This is a genomic window from Acidobacteriota bacterium (assembly GCA_038040445.1).
In the GTDB taxonomy this organism is placed as follows: Bacteria; Acidobacteriota; Blastocatellia; order UBA7656; family UBA7656; genus Onstottus_A; species Onstottus_A frigus.
Genome location: JBBPIG010000004.1, coordinates 35,107 through 54,524 on the forward strand (window position 1 = coordinate 35,107; position 19,418 = coordinate 54,524).

The following is a 19,418-nucleotide window of genomic DNA, read 5'->3' on the forward strand; positions in this document are numbered from 1 at the left end:
GTTTCGGTAAACGCATAGCAGCGTTGCTGCAAGCATGGTTTATCGGCGCTCACTCCTCGATACACTAACTACGACTGGAGACAAATCATGAGCAACGCCACTTGCGCCGATGCCCGGCCGCGCGAGCGCGGAGCAATATCAATCAAGACGCTATTAATGCTTGTTCTCGTTGCCGTCGCGGCTTTCGTTGTGATCAAAATCGCGCCGGTTTACGTAGACGAGCGGCAAGTTACCTTCAGGGTCGACGACCTTGCAAACAAATCTGCCGTCCGAAACTCCAAGGAGGTCGATATCAAGAAGGCGATCGACGCGATCAAAAAAGAATACAACCTCCCGGAGAATAGCATCAACCTCGTATCCCGTGAGAGCGGCAAAGTCCAGATATCTATCAGTTACCAAAGAGACATAGACTTTCTGGTAACGACATATCAGTGGAAAGTCGACCGCACGGTTGCTGGCAAGGACCTGTAAAGCAACGCCCAGTCTGCACACCGCTATATTCTCACGTTGGGTTAAATTCCTTCACCTGTCAGCCGCGATTCTCAGGCTGGGCCTGCGCCAGCGTCAGCAACCGGACTATTTTGCTAGCCAGTTTCCTTCTCGACAACAACCCTCCTTCGCCCGAAGACACACTCCATCCCTCTCGCCAAAGCGCTTAGCGTCTTGGGGGACTCCGGCCCAAGTCGTTGGTTCTCTCTTCGTTGACTATCCAGACAACCGACCTTTATGATTCTTTGTAGCAGTCAGCGAGGAGCGGCGGTGCAATACTCGAAGCCTTCCAAAACAGCTTTCTCGATTCTTATCCTAATAACAACGACGCTAGCGGCTCCAGGCCTGTCGCAGAGCGGGCGAGGCCGGCCCAAAATTCCTCAGCCCTCGCCCACTACTTCTCAACCTCCGCCCGTGATTAACGTGCCGGCTGCCGCAGCGGTGATCAAGCAAGAGCAAGTAGGCACAACCTCGCGTTTCGTGCTGCGCAACGGAATCACGATCGTCATCAGCGAACACCACGCAACCCCCATAGCGGCTGCTGTAGCCTATTTCAAGGCTGGTGCCCTTGATGAGCCTTGGTCGATGAGCGGCGCCCAGCAACTGGTCGAGCGCATGATCTTCAACGGAACCGTGCTGCGGCCTGGTGATCGCGCATTGGGTGATCTGCGTACGTTGGGCGCGTCCATTGAGGCCGGCACATCGTATGACGGCGCCGCGTATTCGGTGGTCGCGCCTTCAGACAAGATCAAAGAGGCCCTGACGATTCAAGCTGATATGCTGCAGAACCCGAAGGTGGACGCTGAGGCGTTGCGCCGAGAAATTGCGACGGTGATCGAGGAGACACGAGGTCAGGGAGTTCCGCTGGTAACCGGGCTGACGCCTCCTTCACACGCCTTTACGACTCGAACCTTCACCGCGGATCCTGGCGATCAAGCCCTCACCCGCTTGAAAGACTTCGATGATCCCGCCGCCTTTTCGATGGTCAGACTCTTCAACATCGCATTCACATCGGGAGCTTCCGTGAACATCGATGCGTTGCGCTCGGTGACCCGCGAGCAGCTTGTCGAATTCTATCGAAGCCACTATCGACCCGACAATCTGATTGTCTCGGTCGCCGGCGATGTATCGACGTTCAGCACGCTGGTCGAGATTCAACAACTCTACGGGGATTTCGGAGTGAAACCCGAACCAGCGGTGGAGCAGGTCAAAGCAGCAGAAGTCATCAAGACTAAGACTCCCTCTGCGCGCGCCGCAATTCCCACGTCTGACAACCAGCAGCAGACCGCCAAGCCGAACGCACCCAAACCAGAAACACTCCAAACGGTTAAGCCATCGCCGCCGGCCGAACAAACCAAACTTCGCTACGCAGCGGATCGCGGGGACATAAGTCAATCAATCGTGAGCGTGGGTTTCAACGTACCCGGAGCCGAATCAAAGGACTGGGCCGCACTCGAAGTGTTGGCAGCGGTCGCCGGCCGTGGTCGAGCGTCACGTTTGAGCCGTTCTTTGATCGACGGGCAAATGGTCGCCAACCGCATCGAAGCGCACTATGTGGCAGTCGCAGGCGCGGGATTGGTTGCCCTTCAGACGTGGTCGTCGAAAGACTCGCGCGAAGGCTCCTCAATCGACAAAGCGGAGTCTGCGCTGTTCAAAGAAGTGGACCGGTTGCGACGCGAGATACCGGCCGAAGGGGAATTGGCGCGTGCAAAAACGATTCTGGAAAAAACGGCCGTCGCCGAGAGCGCGACCTATCTCGGACGCGCCAAAGCGCTGGCGCGCGCTGAAGTTGCGGGAGTGGGGTTCCGCGCAGCGCTCGACTATCGATCGCGCATTCGCGCCATTAGCGCCCAGGATGTACAACGCGCTGCCGCCAAATATCTGACGCTCGGCCACACTTCAATTCACGAATACGAGCCTCTCTCTGCTCCTGCGCGCACGTTCGACGCCGACACTTTTTCTGCGACTGTGACGGCGTGGGCGCCAGGGTTCGCGCAACCGGTTGAGAGCGCCATTGTGCAAACCGCAGACGCCAACTCGTCGCTCGCTGCTGTGGCGCAAGGCCCGGAGCGCTCTCCCGAACGGCAGTCGATCCTCGAGTCCGTTCAGCCGATGCCTGTCAAAGACTTCTCAACGCTGAACGGCTCAAGAGCCTTCGTGCGCGAAGACCACGCTCAGCACGAGGTGGCCATCGCGATACTGTTTCAAGGGGGCCGCCTCGTTGAGGAGGCGACAACCAGCGGCGCGACCGAGTTGATGCTTCGCTCTATTTTGTATGGCACGCCCCGCAGGACTTTCGCGCAGGTCACTCAAGAGCTGGAACAGCTCGGAGCAGATATTGAGATTGTTGCGGAGCCCGACTTCTTTGGCTTTATGCTGAGCGTCCTCTCGCGCAATGCCGACCGCGCGCTAAAGCTTCTGCGCGACATGATCGAGGAACCTGCCTTTAGAGATGACGACGTGGCGCGAGCACGGCTCGGGCAGATCGCGTCGATTCGCGACGCCCGCGACTCGAGCTTCACGCGGTCGCGAGAGCTGCTGCTTCAAGCGCTCTTCCCCGGACATCCTTACTCACTCCCATCGCACGGACGTGAGGAGATCGTCGGCGCGTTCACCGCTGAGAAGCTCCGCGAGTGGCATGCACGCGCGATCGTGCGGCAATTTCCGCTTGCGATCATCGTCGGCGACACGGATGGTTCGGCCCTGGTTTCCTCACAGATCGCCGAGGGTTTCAAGAGAAGAGACGTTGACGCTGCGCTTCAAGTAAGAACGGCTCAGCCCGCTGCCGCGGGAGAAAAAAGCGAGCAGCGACGGCTCGAGCAGGCTACCATTGCCGTTGGTTTCGCAGGACCAAAAGCGGAGAGCGCCGATCTCACAGCCGTCCAGTTGATCGAATCCGCGTTGAACGGGCCAGGTGGGCGTCTGCTCAGAGAACTGCGCGACAAACAGAACCTGATCTCGATGGGTGGGTTTGAACACCAGACCATGTTCGCCGCGGGAGTGATAGCCGCGTATTCGGCGACCCGGGCTGAGAACGAGCAGAAGGCGCGGGCGGCACTCCTTGCCGAGTTCGAGCGCCTGGCGCGCGGGGGACTGACAGCCGATGAGATGGCAAGCTCCCGGGCATTGGCCACGACGTCGCGTATTGCGCTTCAGCAATCACACTCGCAACACGCGCTTCAGTACGCGCGAGCAATCTTCCATCGGCAGCAAGCTTCAGCGTCTGATGTCGATAACTTCGCTGAGCTGTTGTCGAAGGTGACTTCCGAGGACATCAAGCGAATCGCCGGTGCTTATTTGAAAGTATCGTCCGCTGGCGCCGGTATCGTTCGAGGCACCCCGCAACAACCAGTCCTGTCTCCACCGAAACAGGACTGATCGCCTGTTACCTGGAACCTCCCGAGGCGGCGGCTGCTCCCTCTTCGCCCACAATCACAACAAGTGAGGACCCGTCCCTCATCACCTGGTAGCGTAAATTAGTCCGAAGGTCTATCACGATGCGCACCGCGCCCGGCCCCGGCTCGCCCACTCTTACCCGATCAACCAGGCTGCCGGTGACCGGGATCGTCTTGCTTCCTAGTTCGCTACGGACGCCCGTGAGATCGATGACGATGCGCGACGGTCCAGTGAGCGTGAAGTCTTTGAACTGAACAGCGCGATCCGTTGCGACTGTGACGCGAAGCGCGCCCTCCACCATCTTGACCCCGACCGAACGCACCACGCTCGCGGGCGCAAGCTGTCGCTCGCTTCGTGTGCTCGTGGTTGCCGTGATGTTCGGTGACAACCGGCTCTCCGGCTCTGCCAGTGCACCGATAGGCTCGGGTCTTCTGGTGCGAGAAGGCCGAACGGGATCTCCCAACGCGGGCTGCTCATCGGTTATCTCTCGCGGTGTCGAGCCTTCCCTGCATCTCTTCACCGCGTCGATGTCGGAGAGCGTCGAACCCTCGGGGAGTATCCACATCTCAACTCGACGGTTGACCTGGGCATCGCTCCTTTCTTGCGGGCACGTGTCGCCGAAGTTCCGCACCGTTATGCGAGCCGGATCGACTCCCTTTTCGCTAACGAGGTAGTCGCGAACGTTGTTTGCGCGGGTGAGCGATATGCCTGGGCGTTCAGACGAATCCCGGTGTCCGTCGATCACCAAGGCCGCGCGCGGGTCCTGCTGTAGAGCAAGCTGGATCTGATCGAGACATGCCTTGTGCTCGTTATTGATCCGAGCCGAATTGAACTGGAAGGAGATCGGTCCGCAAGGCTTGATCACCTCGGGTCTTCGCGGAGGCGGCGGGATTGGTTGCACCGTTATCCTGGCGACACAGCTACTGCCCGGACAAGGCTGATCGCAACGACGCTGGTCTGTGGTGACCATCGCTCGAATGGTGACCGGGCTTGTTACGCCGGTGGTGTCCAGTGTGACTTCAGTGCCTGTCGTCGACGACAGCCTTCCGCCAGTCGTCGTCCACGTGCATGTCGATCTGCCGGCGCCCGCAATCGCGGCGCGCAATGCGACGCGATCGCCCTCGGTTACCGTCGAAGCCGATGCGATGATGCTGCACGTTACGTTTGGACAAGGCGGCTCGGTTACTTCGAATGACGTTGAGCAATTTGATTCCCCGGTGCTGACGCAACCAGACGGATGATCGATGGCTTCAGTGGTGACAGTGACGGTCGTGGTAACCGAATAGCCCCCGCAAGCAAGCTGCGCAGTCGGGACCTCAACGGTGGCCCCACTTCCGTTCAACCCCACGGAACGGCCCTGGGCATCCTTCACTTCCCAGCGGAACTTGTAGCTCACTTTCGCATCGGGATAACCCGGGGTAGTCGCCTTCGCGGTAAGCGTCAACCGATCGCCCCGCGTGATTACTGCCGGTGAGGCTTCAACCACACAGCTTGGCACAGGCGGCGGAGGGCAGCCGTTTCGAGTGCCGATCGAAAAGAACCCAACAAAGCCGTGACGCTCGCCCTCGCCAAATTCAAACTCCTTGGGCTTGCACTCTATCACCGGGGGAGGCGGGGGAGGCGGTCCGCCATATATGTGTGGGTCGGAATAAGAGTTAACTTGATGTTCTTTGACGATCTTCATGCACTCAAGCACCGACAGAGTGCGCTTGCTCGCGCTGTTTAGCGCATAGCGATAACCGCCGCCAAAGGCAATCGAGCCGCCTCTCAGATAGAAGCGCATGCCAACATTCAAGTCGACGGGGTTGATGCGCTCCAGGCTCCGCGTTCCGTCTCCAACATAGACTGTGCTTGCCACCTCGGCGAGAAACTCGATGTACTTGTTCAGCGCAAACGATGCACCTGCATTCAACAGGACCTTGTCGCGAAGATCCAGAACTTTCACGCCGCCCTTCCTGATATCACCGGTGTGGATGTATCCAACGTTTTCGTAGAATCTGAGCCGATGGCTGGAATTCTCCTGGCCGAAAATCAGAATGGGTCCGTACTCGTACTCGCCGTTAGTGCGACCTCTGGCGCGAGCGCCGTCCTCGCGCGAAATTGGAATCTTCACGTAGCCGCCCAGCGCCATGCTGAACCAATGGCGGTTCGCATCGATGAGGTTGTACTTTGACCCGACGTAAACATCTCCGGAGCCGTTCGCTGACGGGCGAGGCCCTAAGACCGGCCTGCCGAGACCATCGAAGCCGAGAAAATCAACTACGCCAAAGAATGGAAGATCGTTATAGAAGTTCGCCTGGTTGGTGACGATTGCCGGACCAAGCCCGGCAACAAGAGGGCCACCGGCGCCTCCTGGCGAAGTGGTGCTCACGCCGTTGAGGCCGGCCGGAGTGCCGAAGCGGCCAAGCGCTGGAAGTATCCCGCCGCCCTCCACTTCAGTCCCTGGAAAGAATGCCGCGTTTCCATCGCCGCCGCTCGGCGGGCCGAGTATCTGAACCGGATCGCCGAAAAGCCGAACCGCGTTGTACTGATACCCGCTCAGTAACAGCGGATTGTTTGACTTGGTCTTCTGCCAGGCCACCCAGTCAACCCACAGCTCCCACCTGTTAGTGAGTCCGACGGTGAAGTTGAATGGGGTCTGATCGATTCGCAAGCCGCCGGGGTCGCGATTGAATCTATTCCAGAAGGCCGCAAAGTTGAACTCGCCCTTGTAGAGAGTGCGGGTGGAAAACGTGTTGAACATTCCGGTGCCGCCCAGCACCGTCGATGTCCGCTGGCGCTCAGCGATGTTACCGAATTGATTCTCTTGCGCCAGTGCCACTCCGCTGATGATGAGGAGCGTGAGAACCAGCGCGTTTGTTTTCATCGTTTGCATCTTTGCCTCTCTTAGCATCCGTACGCGACTCGCGGGGGGCCCAGCGCTAATCGAGCGCAGGCACAACTCGCCTGATGGTTTTTGATCGGCCATAGCGAGCGAATCTTAGGGGGCCTTCTCCCTAGCTTTCTTTTCTTGAACGAGCGTACGGATCTTGAACCGCTTTTCTCACTTCGGCAGCCGCCGGAAATGGGCGGCTTTGCAGCCTGAGCGCGCGGCTACAGGAAGCCTTTTTCGGTGAGTTTCTAAAAGCAGAAAACGTAAGCGCCACGTGGAATAGTTCAACACCAGTGGCGCCATTCGCGACTATACACCAAAGATTTGACGCGTCAATTCCCCGCGTGGGTAAGCAGGTGGGTGGCCGGTGGCCGTTGAGGAGCGGGCGATCCCATAAACAAAGCGGGGCGATCCGAAGACCGCCCCGCTGTGGGTCCGAGAGGATTCCCGGAGTTATTGGTTCGTCGACGCGCTGAACGTTTCCGGCTGAAGGATCATTCCAACCGGCTCGCCGGGCCTCCGAGCTCGTCGTCGAGGAACGCGGCGCGCCGGCTTCTTGTCTACCGACGCCGCGGGTTCCTCAGTCGTGATGACCGAAGGTGTGGCGCCGGAAGCGCACTTCTTCATCCCGTCGATGTCAGAAGCTCTGCCGTCCGCAGGCACGATCCAGAATTCGACCCGACGGTTGAGGTTCGGATCACCGGAGTCATGCGGGCAGGTGTCGCCGAAGTTGCGCACCGTTATGCGAGCGGTGTCGACGCCCTTCTCGTTCACCAGATAGTCGCGCGCGTTGTTGGCGCGGGTGAGCGAGATGCCTACGCGCTCAGAAGAGTCACGATGGCCGTCAACCACGAGCGACGAACGCGGGTCTTGCTGCATTCTGAGTGCGATTTCATCAAGACACGCCTTGTGCTCGTTGTTGATCCTCGCCGAGTTGAACGGGAAGAAGATCGGTCCGCACGGCGAGATCGGTGGCGGTATAATTGGCTTATCGGGCGACACCACAGTGACGCTTGTCGAGCAGCTTCCACCAGGACACGGTTGGTCGCAACGCGTCCTGCTGGTGCCGACATTCACCGTTACAGTGATCGTCCCAGGCGATGCGCCTGTCGTATCGAGCTTGACTTCAGCACCGGTCGTTGACGAAAGCGTTCCGCCGGTTGTCGACCAGGTGAAGGTTGCTCCGTCAGCACCCGTCGCTGTTGCGCTGAAGGTGACGGTATTGTTAACTATCACAGACGATTCCGAAGCTCGGACCTCGCAAGTGACGGTCGGGCACGGCGGCTCGGTTACTTCAAAGCTTGCCGTGCAAGTGGTCTGACCAGTGGTTACGCAATCGCTCGGGCAATCAACCGCCGGGACCGTTGCGGTCACGGTGGTCGTCACCGAATACCTGCCGCAGGCAAGCGATCCGGTAGCTACGTCAACCGCAGCTCCAGTGCCGCTTACCGTAACCGGCCGGCCTTGCCCGTCGGTCACCTGCCAGCGGTACTCGTAAGTGACCGTGCTCGATTCGTAACCCGGAGTGGTCGGCGTCGTGGTCAGCGTCAGCCGGTCTCCTTTGTTGACCGTCGTCGCGCTGCCTGCAAGCACACAAGTCGGAGCCGGAGGCAACGGACAACGCTTTCGAGTTCCTATCGAGAAGTATGCGACGAATCCGTTTCCGCCTTCCGACTCGAACGTTTGAGGCGTGGTGCTGAAAAGCGGATTGATGATAAAGAACTGCGGGGTCACACCGCGCGATTTGATGAAGGTGGTATTCGAAACAAACACGGGCAGGGTTACGTCGTCCGCGTTGTTCAGGTTTCGCCTGTAGCCGCCGCCGAAAGAGATCGCGCCGTTCTTGAAGAAGAACCGCAGTCCGAGGTTCAAATCGGTTGGACTGATATTCTCGCCCAGGAATGGCAGGAGGTTTGGCGTGCGATGAGCGACGAACTGCGTGTGCGCCAACTCAGCAAGAAACTCGACGTGCGAGTTTAGGGCAACCGACATACCGGCGTTCATCAGAAGCTTGTCGGGCAGATCCAGGATCTTGACGTCGTTCTTGCTCGGGTCGGTGGTTCGAATGTACCCAATGTTCTCATAAAGCCTGAACCGTTTTCCGCCACTCTCCTGACCGAACATCAGGATTGGCCCAAACTCATATTCACCGCTGGTGCGTCCGCGCGCCCGCGCGCCATCGCCGCTCGAAATCGGTATTTTCAAGTAGCCGCCGAGCGCCATGCTGAACCAGTGATGGTTAGGATCGATAAGGTTGAACTTGGTGCCGATGTAGAAATCGCCAGAGCCGTTTGATGACTCGCGGAATCCAAACACCGGACGGCCCGAGCTGTCGAAGCCCTGAAAATCGAGCTCGCCGAAGAACGGCAATTCAGGATAGTAGCTCGGGAGGTTGATGGCGATCAGTGGGCCAAGGCCCCTAACCAGCTTGCCACCCGGCCCAGCGGGTGAAAAGTTGCTCGACGGGAATCCGATCGGCGTGCCGAATCGACCCAACGAAGGAAGTATTCCTCCAACGGCCGAACCGCTTCCCGGGAAGAATGCCGCCGACTTGCCCTGTCCACCAACCGGCGGACCTAACAGCACAAAAGGATCGCCAAAGAAGCGCGACGCACTCAACTGATATCCACTCAACAGTTGCGGTTGGCGCGAGGTCGTGTTGGTCCACACGTTCCAGTCGAGCCATAACTCCCACCTGTTGGTGATGCCGACGGTAAAGTTGAATGGAACTTGATTGATGCTCAGGTCACCGGGGTCGCGCGTGTAGTTGTTCCAAAACAGCGCGAAGTTGAACTCGCCCTTGCACAAAGTGCGAGTCGAAAAGGTATTGAACAATCCGGTGCCGCCGAGGACCGTTGGCGCCTTCTGCCGCTCGGCAAGGTTACCATCGTGGTGCTCCTGTGCGAGCACAGTCCCCGCGAGAACCAAAAGCACTGTTACAAGCGTGCTTATCTTTCTAGCCGCTTTCATTAGTTTGCCTCCTGACGTAGTCATCCACGGAATGTAGTTCGTTTTCAGGATCGCCTCCCAAAACTTAGTGAGGTGATTTGCCTCCCCTTAAGAACCAAGGGGGCGGGATGTAGTTCTATGTGAGCGTCCACCTGAACCGTCCTGCGAGGTTCATTATGAGTTCGATGCTTGCTAGCCGATGAAGCTGGCTCTACTACGGCCCATTACAGGTATATCTATACTCGGAATTAGCGTTGGGGTCAACATAAAAATTACTTTTTTTTCAACAACCCTCACACTTTAGAAACCGCCGCGCGGACGTGCGCCGACCGAGATTTCGGCGCTCCTTTCAAAGACTTGAGTCGGCCCACCAGGATGCCCCACCAGGATGCCCCACCAGGATGCCCCGCCAGGATGCCATGATAAACTTCGCTCAGGCGTATATGCCGCGCAGCCGCGTGTCGTAGGCCACCCGATCGATAGCAAGCATGTAGGCCGCCAGACGGGTATTGACGCGATACTTGTCCGCAAAGCCGACCACATCGTTGAAGCTGCTCACCATTATCTCGTGCAGACGCGTGTTGACGGTCTTCTCGTTCCAAAAAAAGCCCATTCGGTCCTGCACCCACTCGAAGTAGCTGACGGTGACTCCCCCGGCATTCGCCAGGATGTCCGGTATGACGAAAATACTCTTCGCGGAGACGATCTCGTCGGCATCCGCTGTCGTCGGACCGTTTGCACCCTCGGCGAGAATTCGACACTTGATGCGGTCAGCGTTGTGGGTGGTTATCTGGTTTTCGGTTGCCGCCGGCATCAGTATTTCGCACTCTACCTCGAGCAGATCGGCCGTGCTGATATGCTCGGCTTCGGCATATCCCTCGACCGTCTTGTTTTCTTTCAAGTATTGGAGCACGCCTGGAACATCAAGCCCCCGCGGGTTGTAGAGCGAACCTGTGATGTCAGCGAGACCGATGACCTTGTAACCCTCCTGATGCATCAACAGCGCAGCCGTACCGCCCACGTTGCCGGCGCCTTGAACAACGACCCTGGTGTCGTTGATTCTGAAACCGAACTTCTTGCAGGCCTCGTTGCAAACGAAAAGCAGCCCGCGCCCGGTGGCTTCCTTCCTGCCGCGCGATCCGCCGATCTCGATCGGCTTGCCGGTCACGACGGCCGTAACCGTGTGCCGAGCGTGCATCGAGTAAGTGTCCATCATCCACGCCATCGTTTGCTCATTGGTGTTCATATCGGGGGCAGGCACGTCTCGCTCGGGACCAATGAAATCAAGCAATTCGGCGGTGTAGCGCCTGGTCAACCGCTCGATCTCGATCAGACTCATCTCGCGCGGGTCGCAGATGATTCCTCCCTTTGCGCCGCCAAAAGGGATATTGACGACGGCGCACTTCCACGTCATCCACGCAGCAAGCGCCCGCACTTCATCCAGGTTGACGTCCGGGGAATACCTCACTCCGCCTTTTGCAGGGCCGCGCGCGAAGTTGTGTTGCACGCGATAGGCGGTGAACACTTGATAGTTCCCGTCATCCATCATCACCGGAATATAGATGGTGATCTCCCGGTTCGGCCATCGCAGTATCTTATAAATGTTCGGGTCCAGATTGAGCCTGGCCGCGGCTTCATCGAACCGCTGCATCATCGACTCGAATGGATTCTCTTCTTTGATCTCTTTGGCGTCGTCAACAAAGGCGCTTGGCATTGACTTCCTCCGAACACAGATGTTAAGTGCAAAGGCTACTTGGTTCGAGGCAATTTTCTTGAGCGGACTGAGATGTCCACTTGCCCGTTGAGTCGCGATTATACCCAACGTTGAAAGGCCAGGCAACGAGCGAGCGGAGTCACCTCTTGAGCCGAAGAAACATTCAAGCAGATCAAGTAATAAATCAGATCGCGGCAGACAACTCCTCGGGGGCCGCGCAGATCCTGCGCCGCGCCGGGGAGGTGTTTCCGCTGCTCACCGCCCGGCAATTCGGGCACGCTCCAACAAGCGTAGAGGAAGCGCGACAAGCTGTCATCGAGACCTGCATAGCTCTGGTTAGGGCTCAGCCTCACATGAGTCCGCTACTCCGGTTGGCAAGTTTCGTGATTTCGGTGGCGCGAACGGCGGAGGGCGCGGGGGAAGCGCTCGAGTCCGCAGAAGCCGCTTCGATGACATTCATCGAGAACTCCGAACGCGCGGCTCATGCGGCGGCAGTGCAAGCGGCGAGTTTGATTCGCAGCGACGCGACCGTGTTGACTCATTCGCGAAGCTCTACAGTGCTGGCAGCTCTCGTCGAAGCTAAGCGCGCCGGAAGAGACTTTTCGGTCATCGCGACCGAGAGCCGCCCGATGCTGGAAGGCCGCAGCTTAGCTGAGACCCTTGCCGGTCATGCCATTCGCGTTACCTTGATCGCCGACGCAGCAGCTTCGCTCGCTATGGACAAAGTCGATATTATCCTCGTTGGAGCCGATACGATCACGCCACAGAATCTGGTGAATAAGATTGGCACCCGGATGATTGCGCTTGCGGCGCGCGCGGGTGGTCTGCCCGTCTACTCGGTTTGCGACACATCGAAGCTCATACCTGCGGACTATCGTAGCGCCTCCGTTTTCGACGAAGGAAGCGCCAGTGAATTGTGGCCGGACGCACCTAAGGGAGTGAGGTTGGTAAATTGCTATTTCGAACCGACACCGCTTACTTACTTCACCGGGATCATCACTGAAGACGGCGCGCTATCGAGCCAAGAGGCTGCGAGCCGGGCCGCAGGTGCTTCGATAGATGACGTGCTGGTGAATGCTCTGGATAGGTTGCCGGGACCGATCAGATGACCGCCAGTATCATAAGCTGGTTAGAGAACTGATGGCCGTTGGCGGTGTTGCTGTAGAACAGCAGCCCTTCATCCCGGCCGACTATTGAAGCGTCGATCCAGACGATATGAAGCACGCCCCGGCTGTCGACAGTCATCGCCGGACTATGCGCACGACCAATGCTATTGTTGGCGTTGGAAACCCGCGCTACCTCTCCGAAACTCGCTCCGGCGTTGTCAGACTTCGCGAGGAATACCTGCCGGTTCTTGATCGACTCTTCCCCGAACAGGTCTCCGTTTTGAAACGCGACGTAAACCGCATTCTGGAAAGCGATCACCGACGGCTTGTGAATATCGCCAGTAGGAAATCTGCTGACGTTGATCGGCTCAGCGAAGGTCCCGCCACTATCGGTCGAGCGCGAGTAATAAGCCTCAGCGTTGCCGGCGCTCTCGTCCACCCAAACAACGCTCAACCGGCCCTCGCCGTCGGCCGCAATTGCCGCCTCGGTAGCTGCACCGGTCCCGGTTGAAACTTGCAAAGGCTCGGAAAAGGTCTGCCCCCCATCAATCGAACGCGCGAACATCACGACGCTAGTGCCCGGAGCCGTGTCTTGCCACACTACGTTTATCGCGCCGCCTGGATCGACGGCTATCTCCGGATCGAATGCAACACCCGATGACCTTGAAACATCAAGAGGCCCCGAAAACGTTGCGCCTAGATCGGTAGATCGTACGAAGATAACCCTACCGCCGTTGTCCCTGGTGTCGCCCCAAACAATGTTGACTGCCTCGTTGGAGTCGAGCGCTACACGCGGCGCGAAGGCGCCGCCGCTGTGCGGCGTGATGTTTGCCGGTTTTCTAAACTTCGTTTTCTTTTTCGTGCGAATCAGATAAGCCTGGGTGGTCCCCGTCGAGTTATCGTGATAGGCGACGTAGATTTTCACCTTGCCGGTCTTATTTATCGCCAATGAAGGGCCGAACGCTTCGCCGGGCGAGTTCGAAAGATTGCGCGTCGCCGGGAGATTGTCCCACGCGGCGCCGTAGTCACGCGACATCGTAAAGAAGATCTGGCTATGCGGCCTGTGTTCACTGGCGGGAGCAGTTGCGACCGACATCATCAAGTAAAGATTGTCACCGCTGTCGACGTCGATTGCGGGAAAGCGCTGCGCTCCGAAAAATGTCTGAGCCCGAGCCCTCCTGGACATTGGAGAAGAACCGGCGATGACGAGCATCACCGCCGCAGCCAACAGAATCACTGAAACACTTTTTCTATTCATGTGACGAGCGTTGAAGAGTGAAGTCTAACTGAAACCCGCAAGCGACGGATTAGATGTTACCCGAGTTTCAACTCGTATTTCAACTGTAGCTTCCAAGCCGAAGCTTCAAACGATAGCACAGTCACCGATCCCGAATCCGCGTCTCACTGCTATTGAAAGGTCACCATCTGGCCATCCGTCGTGAAGTTTGACACCTCGCGCGGGCGGACATCATACTCAGACCTCGCAACTCATCTGCAGGGGAAGATGGATGACGGCTACGATTCTGGATGGCGCGAGCGTCGCAAAAGCAATAAGAGACGAAGTCGCAAGCGAGGTGGCCGAATATTCAACGCGCGGGCTCCGGCCAGGACTCGCGGCGGTGCTGGTAGGAAACGATCCGGGATCGCAGATTTACGTTTCGGGAAAGGTGAAGACCTGTGAGCAACTTGGACTCTATTCCGAGAAGATCGACTTACCGGAGACAACGACCACCGGCGCGTTGCTCGCGCTGGTTCGCGATCTGAATGCGCGCGACGACATAGACGGCATACTCATTCAGCTCCCGCTGCCCAGGCAAGTCGATGCCGCTCTTGTGCTGAATACGGTTGATCCCGCGAAGGACGTCGATGGCTTTCATCCGGTTAACGTCGGGAGACTCGTGCTGAATGAGCCGGGGCTGAGGCCGTGCACGCCGGCTGGGATCATTGAGTTGCTCGAGCGCCACGACATACGGATGACGGGCGCACGTGTCGTGGTGATGGGTCGAAGCCGGATTGTCGGATTGCCGGTCGCGTTGTTGCTCTTGCAAAGGCACGCGACGGTGACGATCTGCCACTCGCGAACACCCGACTTGCCCGCGATTGCCCGCGAGGCCGACGTACTTGTCGCCGCAATTGGAAGGATGGGTATGGTAGACAGCAGCTACATAAAACCGGGCGCTGCCGTTGTTGACGTGGGCATGAACAGGGTAACAACCCGAGAAGATTTCGACCGTTTCTTCGGCGACGACCCCAAAAGGCGCGCGGCTTTTGAAAAGAACGGCTACACGCTGATTGGCGACGTGAACCCGCGCGAGGCCGCAGAGGTGGCCGGCTACCTGACGCCGGTTCCAGGCGGCGTTGGGCCTCTGACGATCGCGATGTTGATGAAGAATACTCTGGCGGCGATGAAGATGCGCCGCGGTTCCAAAGACTAACTCTATGGGAAATGTCACAGCAAATGAGTGCCCGCACCTCGCGGACACAAACATCAAGGCTCTCGAAGTCACCAGCACCGCCTGCGTGGAATGCGGCGTGAGCGCGCCCACCCGAGTGTGCATGACGTGCGGTCACATCGGATGCTGCGAGACCACCAGCGGTCACGCACTCGCGCATTCGAAGTCGAGCGGCCATCCGCTCATACGCGAGCTTCCGGTCTCCGAGCGTTCGTTCACATGGTGCTACGGGTGCAACGCGTATTTGAAGAACTGAGCACAATGGGATGACGGCCGGATCCGCAACGCCGTGACTACGGAGCACGAAGTCAACTGCCGCTCACCAGTGTTGTATTGTAAGTAGATGGTGTGTTATAAACAGCGTACTCGATGACCGGCGAACTCACAACGCAACCTATGCTTGAAGCGCTCCTGGAGGGACAGCGCCAGCTTGCTTCCCAATTGGCGGAGATGCGTGACGCCATCGCCACGATGTCCGATAAGCAAGGCGCGATTGATGCTAAGCAGGACACAATTTCTGCTAATCAAGACGCGATTGATGCTAAGCAGGACACAATTTCTGCGATGCAAGACGTGATCGCTGCGAAGCAGGAGACAATTTCCGCGATGCAAGATGCGCTTGCTGGTAAGCAAGACGAACTCGCAGCCAGACAGGACCGGCTTGACGTGCGCCTCACGGAACTTACTAGCAAGGTTGAGGACGGGTTCGACGACACCACCCGCAAGATAGAGATCTTCAACGACCGTCTCCTCGGTTTTGAAAGTTGGCTGAAGAGGGTCGACCGGCGCCTGCACGACGAAATCCTCGCTCGCACCCGCTGACAAGAACCACCGGCATAGTCCACAATCTATCCCCGAGGAATCCACGGAAAGAACGCGCTCGTGCGGCGGACATAGTTGCGATACTCCGGCTTGGTTTTCGTGAGCGTCTTCTCAAGCAAAGCAACTCCTGAGACCTTCATCAAAAGCCCAGTCATAATCAGTGGACTCATCACCGTCCATACTCCTCCGGGCGTAGACAGCGCGATCAAAAAACAGCCCCACCACAACAGCGCATCGCCAAAGTAATTCGGGTGCCGCGTGTAGCGCCACAGCCCACGGTCCATAACCTTGCCTTTGTTCCGGGGGTCAGCCTTGAACCGCGCGAGCTGAAGATCACCGGCTGATTCAAACAGAAATCCGATGAGCCATATCGCTGCGCCGGCCCAGTCGAGCCAGGTGAGCCGCGCAGGCTCGCGCGAAATCTGCGCTATCTGAAGCGGCAATGAAATGATCCACATCAGCAACCCCTGAAGCCCAAACACCGTGAAGAGGCTCACGATCGGGAATCGCTTGCCGAAACGCGCTCGCATCGCCTGGTATCGGAAGTCCTCCCCCTTCCCTTTGTTCCGCCAGAAGATGTGCGACGCAAGCCGAAGTCCCCACACCGCGGCGAGCGACGTTATCAGGACCTTGCGATCCGGGTAGCCGTTTGTGGTCGCATAGCACACGACCGCAATCAGAACAAATCCGAGTCCCCAAAAGATGTCGACGATGCTCGCGTCCTTCTTGATAAGGCTCAGCAACCAGACGCTCAGCATCAACCCGCCAGTCGCGGCCAACGTGGTGAGGATGACGCACAGTGTTTCGCTCACAAATCACCTCCGAGAGGTAGCACAGACTTTAGTCTGTGTTTGCGCAGACTGAGTCTACGCTACGTCAACGCTGTTTCTGTTGTCCCACCCATTCATCGACCCGCGACCAGTGCTCATACAGCCAGGCGGTCTGGGACGCGCGATCTCTCGGAATCTCTTCGAATGCCACTCGCCAAAAGCGGACGCGGAGCACTGCGCCCACCATAGACCCTCGCAAGAAATCCCGAAAGTTGGTCACGCCCTCCAGACCCCAGTGTCCACAAAAAAGCGCATGCGCACGGACGTTCCGTTCGAGCAAAGCAAGCGTCCCTCCCAGTCGAGGCGGCAGCACATTCTTGAGCGTGCTCGCCTTGCGAAAAAGTTCGCCGTCGCCGCTCGCCAGCCGCTCGAGTATCCGCTCGCGCTTTTCAGGGGTGAAGCGTGTACCTTCCGGATAGATCAGCACACCGTCCTTCGTACCCAGACCATCCATCAGCCGCCGCACCGCCGAGATTGCCAGCTCGTCCCCGGCCCCCCGGCGCACGAAGCAGTTGGGAAGCCTGTTGCCTACGATGTCCAGACACGGGTCCCACAGAAGTTGACTCTTGAGCACGAAGCGCAGCCGAAGACCCTGCCGCTTCGACAAGATAGTCGACGGAAGCAGCGTGTCTCCAAGACTCACGTGCCGAATGAAAACGATGAACGGCCCTTCTCCAATGTCGTCCGCTCCTTCGATGTCGACCCTGATTCGAAAGAGCACCCTTCCCGCGCGGAACAAACAGCCGGCCCACCACTGTTGCAGCGCAAAGTTCCAGTCGAGGAATCGCTCATGCCCGGCTCGTGTAAGCACGCTCGCCAGCCATAGGAAAAAGCTCATCGCGATCCCCGCCACTTCGCAGCATAGATAAAACGCCAGAAGCGCGATGAAGCGAACGGCGGCCCAGTTGCTTCGGCGCGCGATGTCCGCAACGGCGGCAATCACGATCAGCGCGGGGAGACTGGCAAGAAGCGCGAGACACGACGCTGTGTACAGCGGCACAGTGATCGCTCGCCGGCCCCATCGCTTTGCAAACGATTCGGCCGCGCCCAACCCGTTGCCCATCGGCGAGCCTTGCGTCTGTTGCTTCATGCCGTTTCGGTTCATCTCCAATGTCCGGCAAACTTCAGCTTGTCGCCCGTTCGGCCTCGGCCGTGTTCGCAAACGCGACAACTTGAAGTTTGCCGGGCCTCGTTTTCAGTTCGGGGAGATTATCAAATTGCTTTATACTTCTCATCCTTTATTGACTCCCGGAGGATCACTCGATGCGAAAAACGACATGCGCCTTCGTCTTGCTTCTCGCGACCTGGCCCCAAATGGCCGCGCCTCAATCAAGCGACACGATGTCTTCACGGTTAGTTGGCGAAGTACTCACGAGCGGTCAACAGTTGAAATACCTCTCGATGCTCAGCGATGAGATCGGCAGCCGCCTGACGGGTTCACCTGGCGCGCGCCGGGCCGAAGAAGCAATGGAAGCCGAAATGAAGCGGCTCGGACTGGCGAACGTACATCGCGAGGCGTTCACAGTTGCCGTGTCCTGGGAGCGCGGCTCGGCCGAGGCGCGGCTTGTTTCTCACTCGAACCGCCCGCTCACGGTCGCTTCGTACACGTGGACGCCGGGAACCGGCGGGGCTATCGAGGGGGAAGTCGTCGACGTCGGGGCCGGCCGTCCGGAAGACGTCGAGCGAGTGCGAGCGCGCTTGCGAGGGCGGGTCGCGTTTGCGATTCCAGCGGGCGAGACGCTCGACGCGGTCATCTACAACTTCTATCGCACGCCGCTGCTTGCGCGTGAATTAAGAGATGCAGGTGCTATCGCCTTGCTGATCGCTTCGGACAAGCAACACGCAATGCTGTACACAGCGCCCGTCGATTTCAACGCTCGCGTTGCGGCGCTCCCGACTCTCTCCCTTGCGCGCGAAGACGTGGGCTTGCTTCAGCGTTTGCTTGCTTCCGGTCAGAAGCCGCGCATTGCTCTGGACGTGCGCAACAAGCTTGGTCCGGCCTTTGAATCAACCAATGTCGTCGGCGAGATCATCGGGCGCGAGCGCCCGAACGAGATAGTTTTGCTCGGCGCGCACCTCGACTCAAACGATCTCGGCCCCGGCGCGCTCGACAACGCAGCGGGTTCGGCAGCGGTATTGGAAACGGCTCGCGCGATCAAATCGCTTGGGGTAGCTCCGCGGCGAACCATCCGCTTCGTTCTGTTCACCGGCGAGGAGGAAGGAATGCTCGGCTCGAACGCCTACGTGGCTCGGCATCGAGACGAGATGGATAGCACGGTCGCGGCTTTGATAATGGACGTCGGAGCGGGAAGGCCTGTTGGATGGTTTTCGATGGGACGAACAGATCTCGACGAGCAGATTCGAGAGTTGATGAAGCCGCTCGCGCCCTTCGGCGTGTCTACGATCGAGCACGGCGCCTTCGCCGCCACTGACAACGCCGCCTTCATGGCTGAGGGCGTCCCGAACCTCATCCTGCTTCAGGACGAGTCGGTATACTTCACCGTGCATCACACCGTCGCCGACACCTTTGATAAGGCAGACCCGCGTGACTTTGCGACGTGTGTTGCTACGGTAGCCGCCAGCACGTTCGGCATAGCCGATCGCGTGAATCGTTTCGGACGCCGGCTGACTTCCGAGGAGGTGAGGAAGATGGCGGCGGAATCAAAAGTGGATGAACAGTGGCGCGCGGCAGGAATATGGAAGTGAGGCGAGAAGGCAGAAGGCAGAAGGCAGAAGGCAGAGACGCGACATCTGCCTTCTGACTTCTGCCTTCCGCCTTCTGCGTTC

The 19,418-nt window shown here is 58.5% G+C and carries 13 protein-coding genes; 7 read left to right on the forward strand and 6 right to left on the reverse strand.

The window, feature by feature from the left end; all coding sequences use genetic code 11:
* Positions 1–87 precede the first annotated feature (87 nt).
* Entirely contained in the window at positions 88–471 is a 384-nt protein-coding gene (locus AABO57_05535; GenBank protein MEK6285184.1) for a hypothetical protein, read from the forward strand.
* Between the two features lie 288 nt (positions 472–759).
* Entirely contained in the window at positions 760–3,867 is a 3,108-nt protein-coding gene (locus AABO57_05540; GenBank protein ID MEK6285185.1) for a pitrilysin family protein, read from the forward strand.
* A 7-nt stretch (positions 3,868–3,874) separates the two neighbouring features.
* Here AABO57_05540 and AABO57_05545 read toward each other — a convergent pair whose 3' ends face one another.
* The 3 genes from AABO57_05545 to AABO57_05555 all read right to left on the reverse strand — a co-directional run bounded on the left by AABO57_05545 (position 3,875) and on the right by AABO57_05555 (position 11,420).
* Entirely contained in the window at positions 3,875–6,760 is a 2,886-nt protein-coding gene (locus tag AABO57_05545; GenBank protein MEK6285186.1) for an AMIN domain-containing protein, read from the reverse strand.
* Between the two features lie 450 nt (positions 6,761–7,210).
* The gene (locus AABO57_05550) at positions 7,211–9,727 is read right to left on the reverse strand and encodes an OmpA family protein (protein MEK6285187.1); all 2,517 of its coding nucleotides are present in this window, start codon (positions 9,725–9,727) and stop codon (positions 7,211–7,213) included.
* A gap of 412 nt (positions 9,728–10,139) precedes the next feature.
* A complete protein-coding gene (locus AABO57_05555) occupies positions 10,140–11,420 on the reverse strand; it encodes a Glu/Leu/Phe/Val dehydrogenase (GenBank protein MEK6285188.1) in 1,281 nt (426 codons plus the stop codon).
* Positions 11,421–11,566: 146 nt separating this feature from the next.
* Between AABO57_05555 and AABO57_05560 the strand changes: the two genes are divergently transcribed.
* Positions 11,567–12,529: a hypothetical protein gene (locus tag AABO57_05560; protein ID MEK6285189.1), complete on the forward strand. Its 963-nt coding sequence runs from the start codon at positions 11,567–11,569 to the stop codon at positions 12,527–12,529.
* Here AABO57_05560 and AABO57_05565 read toward each other — a convergent pair.
* Positions 12,522–13,784, reverse strand: coding sequence for a sialidase family protein (locus AABO57_05565; protein MEK6285190.1), 1,263 nt, complete (start codon positions 13,782–13,784; stop codon positions 12,522–12,524). The genes AABO57_05560 and AABO57_05565 overlap by 8 nt on opposite strands.
* A gap of 250 nt (positions 13,785–14,034) precedes the next feature.
* Between AABO57_05565 and AABO57_05570 the strand changes: the two genes are divergently transcribed.
* The 3 genes from AABO57_05570 to AABO57_05580 all read left to right on the forward strand — a co-directional run bounded on the left by AABO57_05570 (position 14,035) and on the right by AABO57_05580 (position 15,801).
* Positions 14,035–14,961 carry a bifunctional 5,10-methylenetetrahydrofolate dehydrogenase/5,10-methenyltetrahydrofolate cyclohydrolase gene (locus AABO57_05570; GenBank protein ID MEK6285191.1) on the forward strand — a complete coding sequence of 309 codons (927 nt, stop codon included), beginning with the start codon at positions 14,035–14,037 and terminating at the stop codon, positions 14,959–14,961.
* Positions 14,962–14,965: 4 nt separating this feature from the next.
* Positions 14,966–15,235, forward strand: a complete 270-nt coding sequence (locus AABO57_05575; protein ID MEK6285192.1) for a UBP-type zinc finger domain-containing protein — start codon at positions 14,966–14,968, stop codon at positions 15,233–15,235.
* Between the two features lie 113 nt (positions 15,236–15,348).
* The gene (locus tag AABO57_05580; protein ID MEK6285193.1) at positions 15,349–15,801 is read left to right on the forward strand and encodes a hypothetical protein; all 453 of its coding nucleotides are present in this window, start codon (positions 15,349–15,351) and stop codon (positions 15,799–15,801) included.
* A gap of 26 nt (positions 15,802–15,827) precedes the next feature.
* Here AABO57_05580 and AABO57_05585 read toward each other — a convergent pair whose 3' ends face one another.
* Positions 15,828–16,613: a DUF1295 domain-containing protein gene (locus AABO57_05585; protein ID MEK6285194.1), complete on the reverse strand. Its 786-nt coding sequence runs from the start codon at positions 16,611–16,613 to the stop codon at positions 15,828–15,830.
* 64 nt (positions 16,614–16,677) lie between these two features.
* Positions 16,678–17,736, reverse strand: a complete 1,059-nt coding sequence (locus AABO57_05590; GenBank protein ID MEK6285195.1) for a lysophospholipid acyltransferase family protein — start codon at positions 17,734–17,736, stop codon at positions 16,678–16,680.
* A 158-nt stretch (positions 17,737–17,894) separates the two neighbouring features.
* On the opposite strand from AABO57_05590, the gene AABO57_05595 reads away from it, so the two are divergent.
* Positions 17,895–19,337, forward strand: a complete 1,443-nt coding sequence (locus AABO57_05595; GenBank protein ID MEK6285196.1) for a M20/M25/M40 family metallo-hydrolase — start codon at positions 17,895–17,897, stop codon at positions 19,335–19,337.
* Positions 19,338–19,418 lie beyond the last annotated feature (81 nt).